We start from the raw sequence: 12,168 nt of genomic DNA, 5'->3' as shown, positions 1-12,168 counted from the left end.
GAACTGCCCGCCGACTACAAGCAGTTGTGCCAGGCTTTCGGCGTCGGCGAGTTCTCGCAGGAGGTGTCGGTGCTGTGCGCCGACGAGACCCGGGTGGGGGACCTGCTGCTTGGTGGCGCGGACTGCTGGAGAGCGATGACAGTTCGGACGGCCTGTTCGCGCCCTACCGGATCCATGAGCCCGGCACGACCGGGGGCCTGATCCTCACCGATACCGGGTTCCGGCCCTGCACCGTGGCCGATGCCGTGCCTGAGCCGTTCTTCGAGCCTGCCTGAAGCGCCGGTGACGGAGAGGAGGGAACTTAGCCTGATGGACGATGTGTGGAAGCCGCCGGCGTACGAGTCCCAGCAACCAACCTCCGCACCGTATGTGTGGCCACACACGCCAGCGGCGGGCCGTGTGGGCAGTCGCATACCAATGGTGGTGGCGTTGGGGATCGCGGTGGCCGGCATGGTGCTCGCGGCGGTGAGCATCCTGGCGACCAGGGACGAGACGGCGGGCTACCGGACGTGGCAGCAGCAAAGCCGGGCGATGGAGCCGACGTATCCCGAGGGAAGCGACGTCACGGTGAGGCCCGTCGACGGTTCGGGTGTCCGGCGCGGTGACGTGGTCTTGTTCTCTGCACGTGACTGGGGCGCCGACAGCGTCTTCATGATGCGGGTGATAGGCGTCGGCGGCGATCACGTCGTCATCGACGAGACCGGGACGAGGGTGAGCGTCAACGGCAAGACCCTGCGGGAGCCGTACCTAGCCAAGGGGGATCCCGTTTTCGGCCTTCCTGTGGAGGTCACCGTCCCCGCGGGTCGGCTCTTCCTCCTCGGCGACCACCGGGACATCGCGGCCGACTCACGCGCCCCCCACTACGAGCACAGCGGAACCATCGCTCGCTCCGCCGTCGTCGGCATAGCGGTGGACCCCGCAAGTGTTCCCTCCCCCGATCGTCTGTGGACGTGGGTGGGCGCGGCAACAGCCGCCGCGGGCCTGGTCGCGGCAGCCGTCGCCGCGACCGTCAGGCGCCGCCGCATCGGACTTGCACCGAGAATCTGGCACCCCGCCAGCCGCTGAAGGAGGCCAGGCCGGACAGGAACACCGGCCGGCCAATGAGGAGGCGGGGCCGGGTCCTTGGCGGACGCGGCCCCACTGGTCCGAAGGGCGTCAGGTCGCCGCCCAGACCTCCGCATCGTCGGCCGGGACGGTGGTGGCCAGGCCCAGTTCCTTGCGGGCGGCGACCGTCTTGTTCGGGTCGAGGCCGGTGAAGGCCGGGTCGTAGGCGAGGTAGAACGCGTCGGCGTCGGTGGCGTTCGCGGCCTTCTTCCAGTGCTCGGCGGTCTTCTTCAGCTGCTCGCGAAGCTTGCCGACCTCCGTGCCCTCGATGTCCTGCAGGCCCTCGAGGTGCGCATCGAGGGCGGCTGCGACGGCTTTGGCCTGCGCCTTGTAGCCGTCCAGGTCGTCCTCGACGTAATCCTCTTCGGACTGGTTCGCCCACAGAGCGTCGTAGACGGCGTTCGCACCCTTCAGGTAAGCGGTCTGCTCGGGCTTCGACGCAGCCTTCAGTGAGCCGGTGAACTTGCCCGATTCCTTGGTGTAGGTGCAGGTCACGGCGCGGTCACCCGTCGCCCAGCTCTCCTTGGTCGGGGTGTAGTAGAAGAGGTCGACCCCCTTGGGGAGCGCCCAGGTGTCCTGGGCGAACTTCCCCGCCTCGACCGGGCACCGCTCGTCGGCGATCGCCGAGATCGCGTCGTCGCCGGGGTATGTCTTCTCATCGTCGATGTTGAATTCGCCGACGACCTGACCCGCGTGCGCCTCGCCGCAGGGCACGATCTCGACGGCGAACGTATCGCCCTCGACCTTGCCGTTCGGGTTGTAGCAGTCCCCGATGCCCAGCGAGAACACCGATCGCTGGCGGGCCACCTTCTTCGCGCCGTCCTTGGCGCTGTCGACGACATCCGAGCACCCCACCGCGCCGATCGCGAGCAGGGCGACGACGGCAGATATGCCACGAAGGGGACGGTATGGGGTACGGATTGCCATGACGTGTACATCCTCTTATGAGAACTTTATGAGGGGCGGCGTGCGCATCGTATGCCACTCCTGTGACGGGACTGCGCGAAGGCCCTTGCCAGTCAGGGCGGGTGCACGGCAAGTCCCAGCCCTCCAGGGTTTCGTGCCGACGCTCGACCCATTTCAGTCAGCGGCGATGTCGCGCTCCGTGCCGGGCCAGTACTCGGACAGCCGGTCCAGCGCCGGCAGGCCGCCGTCCTGCACTCTCCTCTTGGCTCGTCACAGCCTCTCTGACTCTCGACGAGCCGCAGTGGTTGTACGCGATCGCTGCAGGTGCGGTCCACGGCACGGCGAAGAGTTCGATGCGGCCGAAGTCTTGCAGGGCGGGTCCCTGGCCGGGAACGGGTCGGGATTCCGGGGTCGTGGCCGTCGTGGCTTCCGCTCGGTAGCCGGGCAGGGGGTGTCCGACCATGTCAACGGCCCTCGCCGTGGTGACGAGGGCCGGTTGTTCGAGGGCTGGCGGTGGGCTCAGGCGGGGAGTCCGCCGTCCTTGACGGCGGTGACGAACGACGACCACGCTCGGGCCTCGAAGGCGAGGGCGGGGCCGTCGGGGGCCTTGCTGTCACGGACGGGGACGATGGCGGGGAGGTTGGCGGCAACCTCGACGCACGCGCCGCCGTCCGGGTTGCTGTAGCTGCTCTTGCGCCACGTCGCTCCGGTCAGGTCGATGACTCGCACGGCACTTCCTCCAACATCCGCAGGATGAACTTCCGCGACTCGGCAGGGTTCAGTGCCAGGTCGCGCATCGCATCGTACGCACGTTGCAACCGCTCAACTGAGGCGTTTTCTTCGATCAGTTCACCGCGGTGCGCGTTCTCCGCGTACGCCACCGTAACGCCGTCCAGCAGCCGCAGGAACATCAGGTCGGTGCTCACCAGCCCGTGCAGGCCGGCACTCTGCGGTAGCACCTGAAGTGTGATGTTCGGTTGCTCCGACACCTTCAGCAGATACTCCAGTTGTTCCCTCCATGCCCCAGCGTCTTGTAGCGGGGTGCGCAGCACCGCCTCGGCGAGAAGGGCGCGGAACGGCGGCGCGTCCTCCCCGTCCAGCACCTTTCGCCGCCCTGTGCGTGCCTCGACCTGCTGGTCCAGCTCCTTGCCCTTGGCACCGCCCAGCGCGAGCACCTCGTATGCGTACGCCTCTGTCTGGAGCAGGCCGTGAACCGTGCTCACGCCGTAGTGCCACAGATTCACCGCCTCGCTCTCCAGCGCCATATACCGCCGATACTGCTCCTTGAACTGCGTAGGATCCCCCACCGCCAGCTCCCACAACGCCAACAACAACCCCGGCGTCCCGTAATGCTGATCCAGCGCCTCGGCCACTTCGGGGCTCCCCAGCGTCGCCCCGCTCTCCAACTTCCCGAACAGCGACGCGTCCCAGCCCACCACCTTGGCCAGCTCACGCAGACTCTCGCCCCTGGCCGTGCGCAGTAACCGGAGTTCCTCCGCGTACCGTCGGCGCGGTTCCTGGCTGCGTCCCGTGATCACCCTTCTCGGCGGCATCGCGCTCCTCCGTCGTCCCTGGAAGAAGGCCGTGGCAGGTGTGGAAGTAAGCCGCAGGGCGACGAAGGAGAACTCGTCCACGGCGTTCCGGTCCCGCTCCCGGGCCATGCTCGTAATGACCAGAACACACAGCGTAATCCAGGCAGTTCACCCCGCGTGGGGGAACGGCGGAAGGGGCGGACCCATGACGACGGAGCACCGGGCGGCGGCCGAGACGATCAGAGACGCCGAGGAGGTCAGGGATGCCCTCGCGTCCGCCCTCGAACGCGCCGGACTCAGACTCCCGTCGCTGAGGCTGGACCCGAACACCTACGCCGACGCGAACCCCCGGCCCCTCATCGAGCTGGGACGCTGTTCCCCGCCCCTCGCACGGGAGTTGGCGGCCGTCATCGAGAAGGGAAGCGAGAGGGGGGCGGCGCGGTGACCCGGCGCGTGTTCCGCTACGTCCCGTTCACCATCGAGCAGGACCGCACCGCGGAGCCCGAGTACGAGGCCCGTTGCGTGTCCGGCGACGAGACCGAGTGCGGTGCGCGGTCTGGTACGCACGGCCATGCCGCGCCCGTCGAGGAGTGGCAGCGCAAGCACACGCAGGAGACCCGGCACCTGCGCTACCGGCGGAACTTCGGCGACTACGCGGTGATGCGGGGGAGCGGGGGCACGACGTGACCGTCCTCCATCACTGCTCTGCCGAGCGGGAAGTTGGGGAAGACAGGGAAGACGTGGCGGCCGGTTCCGAGGTGTGCGAGCACTGGCAGATCGAGAAGCGTGACGGCAAGACGCACTGCCGGGACTGCGAGCGACAGCTCCACCTGTGAGGGATCGGCCCCCTGAGGCGCTTCGCAGACGCACGAGAGGTCCAAAGGCTGTACGCGTTCTGTGACTTTGCTGTGTGTGAATGAACACGTTCGTTACCCGTGATGCTCATGAGGCGACGTCCGCTTGATCAGCGGAAGGGCCGGAAGGAGCCCTTCCGCTGACCGAGCGAAGGGGTGGGGTCCCATGAGCACGCTGGATGAACGCGTCCCGTGCGCCAGAGACATGCGGTCGTGTGCGGCGGCGTTCGTCGCCCGCGTCACCGCCCGCAACCGGCTGCCGCTGGACTACTCGGTGGCCAGCCTGCGAGACCCCCGCCGAGTTCCTCGCCCTGGCCGAGGAGGCGATGGCCGCGGAGCAGGGCTGGACCTTCACGGTGAAGGGGCGCGAGGGCCTGGTCCTGCGAGGGCAGGAGAACGCCGCGACCTACACGGCCACCGTGCACCGGACCACCAGCGACCCGTGGGCGCTGCACTCCACCGGCACGATCCGCGGCAGGAACGGGGCCAAGCCAGAGGAGATCTACGTCGTCGACGGGACGGCGTACGTCAACGAGGGCGGCGGCGCCTGGGAACACGGGCCGCTCTCCGACCCGGAGTTCGCGGACAAGGTGGAGGACCCCCTCGCCGCGCTCGACGGGTTCCGGGGATACGGCGACGGGATCACCCTCGCCGAGCCGGACGGCCCCGAGGGCCGGGTCGAGTTGCGCGTCCGTACCACGACCGCCCGGCTGACCGGTGTACGGGACGAGGGCGTCGTACAGAAGGCGCTGCGCGAATTCACCCCGACCCTGGAGCAGTTGCGCGCGGCCGGTGTCACCGCCCCCGAGAGCCGGATCATCGTGGCGGGCACCGAGGAGTCCTTCGTGCTCGACGCCTCGACCTACCGCGTCACCGCGCACACCTTCAAGTGCACCTTCCTGATCCCCCACGAGGGGCGGCAGATCCGTTACGACCAGGAGGTGACGGAGCGGACCGCGGGGACGTACGAGGGCACCGTCGTGCTTCCGGACGGAGTGGGCTGATGAGCGCCCTGTGACACTTCTGTGAGGCCGGGCGCTGTTGACCGTGGGGGTAGGTGGGCAAAGTGCGGCCGTACCCCGGGGGCACGGATTCGCCACGAACCAGTACGGACGAGGACAGTTCTTGGGCCGAGGAGGGGAACCCCGCCGCGTGCACGCGCACGACGGGGAATTGGGCGCGGCCGTCGCGCGGGCCCAGGAAGGTGACGAGGCCGCCTTCGCGGCCGCGTACCGGCTGGTGCAGCCAGGACTGCTCGGGTACCTGCGCGGGCTGGTCGGGGACGACGCGGAGGACGTGGCGTCCGAGGCCTGGCTGGAGATCGCCCGGGACCTGGGCCGGTTCAAGGGCGACGGAGCCGGGTTCCGGGGCTGGAGCGCCACCATCGCCCGGCACCGGGCGCTGGACCATCTGCGCCGGCAGAAGGCACGGCCCCGGTCGTCGGCGCTGGAACAGGACGTACTGGACCTGGCCGGTCCGCACAGCACGCACGACCAGGCGCTGGAGTCGATCTCCACGGAGCACGCCGTGGAGCTGGTCCGCGGGCTGCCGCGGGACCAGGCTGAGGCCGTGCTGCTGCGGGTGGTGGTCGGCCTCGACGCCCCGGCCGCGGCCCGCGTCCTCGGCAAGCGCCCGGGCGCGGTGCGGACGGCCGCGTACCGGGGGCTGAAGCGCCTGGCCAAGCAGCTGGGCGTCGAAGGTGTGACGGATGGCGGCCCCCAGACGCTGGGGGAATCGAAATGAACAGTGAGTGACGGCGGCGGCCAAGACGGCGCATCGGCGAGGCAGGCCGGTCGGGTGCGGCGGCTCCCGGAAGGGCGCCGGTGGCCGGTCGACGGACGGGCGCGTGAGTCGTACGGGCGTGCGCGCCGTACAGGCTCTACGGAGGCCGCGAGTCACAGCTGCCACATGGGACACATAGCGCACATGGTCACAGAGACCACGTGGGCCAGGGGGCCATACGGGCCCCACAGGCGTGTGTGAGTCACAAGAGTCCACAGGCCACATGAATTGAACAGGTCGGACAGGGACGGGAAGCGGACATGGGTGAACAGCAGAGCGGCGGTGGGTCCCCCGGCCGTCGGCGTGTGCACCCTGACGGCATGGCCTCCGGCCACACGTCCGGCCACACGTCCGGTCACGCGTCCGGCCCGGCCGTGGCACTCGACGACGCCGAGCTGGAGGCGCTGCTCTTCGCCGCCGTGCTGCGCGGGCACCGCGTGGACGCCGAGGGCGAGCAGCGTGCCGTGGCCGCGTTCCAGGCCGCGCGGGACGCGGGGGCACACCGAGCGCGCACCCGGCGCCGGGACGACTGGCGGCCCCGCGAGCAACGGCGGCTGGCGCTCTCGGTGAAGACCACGCTCTCCCTGTTCATTGCGAGTCTCGCGCTGGGCGGCGTAGCGGTCGCCACGATCGGCTCGTCCGACTCGTCGGACGGCCCCGCCGCCGACCAGGGCAGGCCGACCCGGTCGACCAGTACCTCCGACCTGCCGGCCGCCGAGCGTTCCTCCGCGGCGTCCGACGCCGCCTCCGGGAAGCCCGACCACCCGTCCACCGCCCAGGGCACCGAGGCCCAGTGCCGCGCCTACGACCAGGTCAAGGACCGCGGTAACGCGCTGGACTCGACGGCCTGGCAGCGGCTCGTCACGGCGGCGGGCGGCGAGGACAAGGTGGCCGCGTACTGCGCCGAGCAGCCGGCGCGGGCGGCGGCCACGAGCAGGCCGAGCCAGGCGGCCACGCCGGGCGGCGGAGCGGCGGGCGCGACGAACGGTGCCGACGACAACCGTGCCGACAACGGGGAGAGCCGCGCGGGCAACGTGAACAGTGGCGCGGGCGGCGACCAGGCCGACAAGGCCACCGTGAACGGGAAGAAGAACTGACCCACAGGGAAAGAGCCCTGACCTCGCGCGCCCCGGTACCTCCACTCGCCAGGCGGCGCGGGCCCTGCGCCGAGGCAACGGCCGGGGTCGCCACCCCCCACAGGAGAGACCCCGGCCGTCGCGCGGCACGGACCGCGCGGCGGCCCGTACTTCCTACAGCGCCATGAGTGCGTTTTCTGTCACACCCGTCCGTGTCACGAGTTAGTTGCATCCTCTACGGACATGGACGGGGAGCGGTTTCAGGACGTAACGTGCTTTTCGCGCCGCGCCCGGAACGGGTGGCAGATGACCGCAACCACCAGGGGCCTGAAACAGCAACCATCAATTGAGGAACCACGATGGCGAGCAACCAGGTTCGCGAAAGCGGCGCCGGTTCAGGCGCAGAGGGAGTGCGGTGCTGGGGGACGACGCGGAGCTGACAGCCGCGGTGCTTGCGGCGCAGGACGGGGACGAGACCGCGTTCCGGACTGTGTACCGCGCGGTGCAGCCACGGTTGCTCGGATACGTACGGACGCTGGTCGGCGACCCCGACGCCGAGGACGTGGCGTCCGAGGCCTGGTTGCAGATAGCGCGGGACCTGGAGCGGTTCAGCGGGGACGCCGACCGGTTCCGGGGGTGGGCCGCCCGGATTGCCCGCAACCGTGCGCTGGATCACATACGCATGCGGGGACGCCGCCCCGCGATAGGCGGCGACGAGACGGAACTGACCGGCCGGGCCGCCGAGTCCGACACCGCGGGCGAGGCCATCGAGGCCCTGGCCACCGACCGGACCCTCTCCCTCATCGCCCGGCTGCCGCAGGACCAGGCCGAGGCCGTCGTCCTGCGCGTGGTGGTGGGCCTCGACGCGAAGACCGCTGCTGAGACGCTGGGCAAGCGCGCCGGTGCCGTACGCACCGCGGCGCACCGCGGTCTGAAGCGCCTCGCCGAGCTCCTCGGCGAGGCGGGAGCCGATCCGGAATCGGCCGGCGTCCTCGACGCCCTGCCGCCGCAGCGAGAACCGCGCGACCGCGCGGTGACGTCCGCGAGTGTGACGCCCAGGCGCGCGCGGACGCAGAAGGACATGTGATGGCCGACGAGCAGTACAGGTGGCTGGACCGCGATACGGCGGAGCGTTTGCTGAGCGGAGAGCCACTGGACGCTGTCGACGCCGCCGCCGGAGACCAGGCCGCAAGGCTTGCCGAAACGCTGGGTGCGCTGTCCGTGAAACCCGCGCCGGCCAGCGACGAACTCCCCGGTGAGGCCGCCGCGCTGGCCGCTTTCCGCAAGGCGCGGGCGGACCGGGACAGTGAGCGCGCCGACCTCGGTGCTCCCGGCCATGCGCACCCCTCCGCCGCCGGCCTCGTGCGGATCGGCGGCCGCTCCCACCGGCGTACGCCCGCTGTTCGCGGCCCGCGCTGGGCCCGCCCCGTGCGCCTGGGGCTGGCCGCCGCGCTGGCCGTCGGCATGGTCGGCGGGGTGGCTGTCGCGGCCGGAACCGGAGTCCTGCCCACGCCCTTCGACGACGAACCCGGCCCGGCCGCGTCGGTCTCGGCCGCCGAACCGCCGGATTCGGAGCGCCCGCTCGTCTCGCCCTCGTCGGCGCAGGGCGGCGAGACCGGCGCGCCCACGCCCGAGGGCACCACGAGCGGCCCCGCCGTCGAGGAGTCCACCCCGGCCGACAAGAGCACGGCCGAGGAGCGGGACGGCGCCGAGAGCCCGGCCGGCCGGCCCGGCGGCTGGTCGGAGGCGGTCACCTCGGCGTGCCGTGATGTGCGCAACGGCAAGGAGCTGGACCTGGGCCGCAAGCGGACCCTGGAGGGGGCGGCCGGCGGTTCGTCACGCGTGGAGAAGTACTGCGACGACGTCCTGAAGAACGCCGGCGGTGCCGAGGCCCAGGTCGACAAGGGCCGCAGTGACAGCAACGACGACAAAGGCAAGGACGAGGACCAGGACAAGGGCGACGACACAACCTCCGGCATCCCCGGGGGAAGCCTCAGTGACCGGGACGGCGTGTCGTCCTCGCCGTCGGCCTTCGCGCCCAGTCGTCCGGAGCGGTCGGCGACCTCGCCGCTGCCGACCGCCGGCCCGTCCCGCTCGGCCTTCTGACCTGCGGTTTCGTTCCGCATTGAACTTCTCGCCCCGCAGGGTGTGACATTTTCGGCCGCGGTGGCGCAGTACTGAATGAGCCGACTGGTCATCGGCCGTCGCACAGAGCCGGGGTTCCCCCCGTACCTACGGCTCGTGCATTCGGCGCGGGCGGGACACGTTCCCCCGGTCCCGCCCGCGCCCCGAACCCCTCCCTCGCCTCACCAGTGCACGACGACCTTGTCGCCATTGCGCACCTGGGCGAACAGATCCGCGATCGCCGCCTCGTCCCGCACGTTGACGCATCCGTGCGAGGCTCCGGCATACCCACGGGCGGCGAAGTCGGACGAGTAGTGCACGGCCTGTCCGCCGCTGAAGAACATGGCGTACGGCATGGGCGAGTCGTACAGCGTGGAGTGGTGGTGCCGGGACTTCCAGTAGACCTGGAACTCGCCCTCCCGGGTGGGGGTGTACGACGACCCGAAACGCACCGGCATCGTCGAGACCGTCCGCCCGTCGATCATCCAGCGCAGGGTGCGGCTCGACTTGCTGATGCACAGCACCCGGCCGGTCAGACAGCGCGGATCCGGGGCGTCGGCGGGCTGGCCGCCCATCAGATACAGATCCCACTGGCCCGGCTCACGCGTCATCTTCAGCAGCCGCTGCCAGGTGACCGTGTCGGTCTCACCCGTCTGCGGCAGCCCGCGCTTTCCCTGGAAGCCCCGGACGGCCTGCTCGGTCAGGTCGTCGTACGTCCCCGTCGGCCCGTCGAACAGCCAGGCGACCTGCCGCAGCCGCGCCTGCAGCTCACGCACGTCCCGGCCCGTGTCACCGGGTGACCAGAGGACCTTCGGCGGCGCGGCGGGCGGGGACGGGGCGCTGGATCTGTCGTCCTGGTCTTCGCCTTGGCGTTCGTCCACGTCCACGTCTTCGTCTTCGGCGGGGTGGGAGGATGTCGTGGGCGGCGTCGCCGGCCTGGTGCCGGTGATGTCGATGTGCACCGGCTCGCGGGGCTTTCCGTCCGCGTCCACGGCCTGCGCGGTGCAGCCGCACACCGTCACCAGCGCCGCCAGCGCGGCTATCGCTCTCCCCATGCCCGCAGTACGCATGACAGCCCCCGTCGTCTCATGGCCGCCCCACCCCAGGACGCCGACGTCACCTGAGATGTTCCCCGCGCATGACGGGTTGCGAACGGCGCGGCATCGTTATGAACAAGAAGTGAGTCGGTGTTCGGCGGGAGGCACACCATGGCGCGCGAGTCGGAGTCCGGACTGCCCATCGAGCCGGTGTACGGACCGGACACCCTGCAGAACTGGGACCCGGCGGAGAAGCTGGGCGAACCGGGGTCGTATCCCTTCACCCGTGGCGTGTACCCGACGATGTACACGGGCCGCCCCTGGACGATGCGCCAGTACGCGGGCTTCGGTACGGCGACGGAGTCCAACGCCCGCTACCGGGACCTGATCGCCCACGGCACGACCGGCCTGTCCGTCGCCTTCGACCTGCCGACCCAGATGGGCCACGACTCCGACGCGCCCCTCGCGCACGGCGAGGTCGGCAAGGTGGGGGTGGCCATCGACTCGATCGACGACATGCGGGTGCTGTTCGGCGGGATCCCGCTGGACAAGGTGTCGACATCGATGACGATCAACGCCCCGGCGGCGCTGCTTCTGCTGCTGTACCAGCTGGTCGCGGAGGAGCAGGGGATCAGCGCGGACCAGCTGACCGGCACGATCCAGAACGACGTACTGAAGGAGTACATCGCGCGCGGGACGTACATCTTCCCGCCGAAGCCCTCCCTGCGTCTGATCGCGGACATCTTCAAGTACTGCAAGGCCGAGATCCCCAAGTGGAACACGATCTCGATCTCCGGCTACCACATGGCCGAGGCGGGTGCCTCGCCCGCGCAGGAGATCGCGTTCACGCTGGCGGACGGCATCGAGTACGTCCGCACGGCGGTCGCGGCGGGCATGGGCGTGGACGACTTCGCCCCCCGCCTGTCCTTCTTCTTCGTCGCGCGTACGACGATCCTGGAGGAGGTCGCCAAGTTTCGTGCCGCGCGCCGGATCTGGGCGCGGGTGATGCGGGACGAGTTCGGCGCGAAGAACCCCAAGTCGCTGATGCTGCGCTTCCACACACAGACGGCGGGCGTTCAACTGACGGCCCAACAGCCGGAGGTGAACCTGGTCCGTGTCGCCGTCCAGGCCCTCGCGGCGGTGCTCGGCGGCACACAGTCCCTGCACACCAACTCCTTCGACGAGGCGATCGCCCTGCCGACCGACAAGAGCGCGCGGCTGGCGCTGCGGACGCAGCAGGTGCTGGCGTACGAGACGGACGTGACGGCGACGGTCGACCCCTTCGCGGGCTCGTACGCCATCGAGACGATGACGGACGAGGTCGAGGCGGCGGCCCTGGAGCTGATGGGCAAGGTGGAGGAGCTGGGCGGCGCGGTCGCGGCGATCGAGCGCGGCTTCCAGAAGGGCGAGATCGAACGCAACGCGTACCGGATCGCGCAGGAGACCGACGCAGGTGAGCGGGTCGTGGTCGGCGTCAACCGCTTCCAGCTCGACGAGGAGGAGCCGTACGAGCCACTCCGCGTGGACCCGGCCATCGAGGCCCAGCAGGCGGAACGGCTCGCGAAGCTGCGCGCCGAACGCGACCAGCGGGCGGTGGACGCGGCGCTCGCAGAACTGAAGAAGGCGGCGGAGGGGGAGGACAACGTCCTGTACCCGATGAAGGAGGCGCTGCGGTCTCGGGCGACGGTGGGGGAGGTGTGCAACGCGCTGCGGGGGGTTTGGGGGACTTACGTGCCGAGCGATGCGCTCTGAG

At 70.3% G+C, this 12,168-nt stretch carries 14 protein-coding genes; 10 read left to right on the top strand and 4 right to left on the bottom strand.

Features of this window, described 5'->3' with window-relative positions:
* Window positions 1-74 precede the first annotated feature (74 nt).
* Window positions 75-275 carry a hypothetical protein gene (locus tag ACKTSN_RS18170; protein WP_409470088.1) on the top strand — a complete coding sequence of 67 codons (201 nt, stop codon included), beginning with the start codon at window positions 75-77 and terminating at the stop codon, window positions 273-275.
* A 148-nt stretch (window positions 276-423) separates the two neighbouring features.
* Entirely contained in the window at window positions 424-1,065 is a 642-nt protein-coding gene (gene lepB, locus ACKTSN_RS18165) for a signal peptidase I (RefSeq protein WP_409470087.1), read from the top strand.
* Window positions 1,066-1,155: 90 nt separating this feature from the next.
* Here the strand turns inward: lepB and ACKTSN_RS18160 are convergent, their stop codons facing one another.
* The 3 genes from ACKTSN_RS18160 to ACKTSN_RS18150 all read right to left on the bottom strand — a co-directional run bounded on the left by ACKTSN_RS18160 (window position 1,156) and on the right by ACKTSN_RS18150 (window position 3,563).
* Window positions 1,156-2,031 (bottom strand): septum formation family protein, encoded by an 876-nt coding sequence (locus ACKTSN_RS18160; protein ID WP_409470086.1) that lies wholly within the window; start codon window positions 2,029-2,031, stop codon window positions 1,156-1,158.
* Window positions 2,032-2,529: 498 nt separating this feature from the next.
* Window positions 2,530-2,739, bottom strand: a complete 210-nt coding sequence (locus tag ACKTSN_RS18155; protein WP_409470085.1) for a DUF397 domain-containing protein — start codon at window positions 2,737-2,739, stop codon at window positions 2,530-2,532.
* On the bottom strand, window positions 2,721-3,563 hold the full coding sequence (locus tag ACKTSN_RS18150; RefSeq protein WP_224738352.1) for a helix-turn-helix domain-containing protein: 843 nt from the start codon (window positions 3,561-3,563) through the stop codon (window positions 2,721-2,723). The genes ACKTSN_RS18155 and ACKTSN_RS18150 overlap by 19 nt, the downstream gene beginning before the upstream one ends.
* A 184-nt stretch (window positions 3,564-3,747) precedes the next feature.
* Between ACKTSN_RS18150 and ACKTSN_RS18145 the strand changes: the two genes are divergently transcribed.
* The 7 genes from ACKTSN_RS18145 (at window position 3,748) to ACKTSN_RS18115 (ending at window position 9,360) form a co-directional block, all read left to right on the top strand.
* Window positions 3,748-3,987: a hypothetical protein gene (locus ACKTSN_RS18145; RefSeq protein WP_224738349.1), complete on the top strand. Its 240-nt coding sequence runs from the start codon at window positions 3,748-3,750 to the stop codon at window positions 3,985-3,987.
* Window positions 3,984-4,229: a hypothetical protein gene (locus ACKTSN_RS18140; RefSeq protein WP_409470084.1), complete on the top strand. Its 246-nt coding sequence runs from the start codon at window positions 3,984-3,986 to the stop codon at window positions 4,227-4,229. Before ACKTSN_RS18145 ends, ACKTSN_RS18140 begins: the two co-directional genes overlap by 4 nt.
* 493 nt (window positions 4,230-4,722) lie before the next feature.
* Window positions 4,723-5,400, top strand: coding sequence for a hypothetical protein (locus tag ACKTSN_RS18135; protein ID WP_409470083.1), 678 nt, complete (start codon window positions 4,723-4,725; stop codon window positions 5,398-5,400).
* Window positions 5,401-5,521: 121 nt separating this feature from the next.
* Window positions 5,522-6,139, top strand: coding sequence for an RNA polymerase sigma factor (locus ACKTSN_RS18130; RefSeq protein WP_409470082.1), 618 nt, complete (start codon window positions 5,522-5,524; stop codon window positions 6,137-6,139).
* Window positions 6,140-6,498: 359 nt separating this feature from the next.
* The gene (locus tag ACKTSN_RS18125; RefSeq protein WP_409470081.1) at window positions 6,499-7,275 is read left to right on the top strand and encodes a hypothetical protein; all 777 of its coding nucleotides are present in this window, start codon (window positions 6,499-6,501) and stop codon (window positions 7,273-7,275) included.
* Window positions 7,276-7,669: 394 nt separating this feature from the next.
* Window positions 7,670-8,341: an RNA polymerase sigma factor gene (locus ACKTSN_RS18120; RefSeq protein WP_409470080.1), complete on the top strand. Its 672-nt coding sequence runs from the start codon at window positions 7,670-7,672 to the stop codon at window positions 8,339-8,341.
* On the top strand, window positions 8,341-9,360 hold the full coding sequence (locus ACKTSN_RS18115) for a hypothetical protein (RefSeq protein WP_409470079.1): 1,020 nt from the start codon (window positions 8,341-8,343) through the stop codon (window positions 9,358-9,360). Before ACKTSN_RS18120 ends, ACKTSN_RS18115 begins: the two co-directional genes overlap by 1 nt.
* Before the next feature lie 200 nt (window positions 9,361-9,560).
* Here the strand turns inward: ACKTSN_RS18115 and ACKTSN_RS18110 are convergent, their stop codons facing one another.
* Entirely contained in the window at window positions 9,561-10,433 is an 873-nt protein-coding gene (locus ACKTSN_RS18110) for a L,D-transpeptidase family protein (RefSeq protein ID WP_409470078.1), read from the bottom strand.
* A 153-nt stretch (window positions 10,434-10,586) separates the two neighbouring features.
* Between ACKTSN_RS18110 and ACKTSN_RS18105 the strand changes: the two genes are divergently transcribed.
* Window positions 10,587-12,167: an acyl-CoA mutase large subunit family protein gene (locus ACKTSN_RS18105; protein WP_409470077.1), complete on the top strand. Its 1,581-nt coding sequence runs from the start codon at window positions 10,587-10,589 to the stop codon at window positions 12,165-12,167.
* Window position 12,168 lies beyond the last annotated feature (1 nt).

Source organism: Streptomyces flavusporus (assembly GCF_046267975.1).
Classification (GTDB): Bacteria; Actinomycetota; Actinomycetes; order Streptomycetales; family Streptomycetaceae; genus Streptomyces; species Streptomyces flavusporus.
Note: the sequence above shows the minus strand (reverse complement) of the source record. Positions and strands in the feature narration are given on the sequence as shown.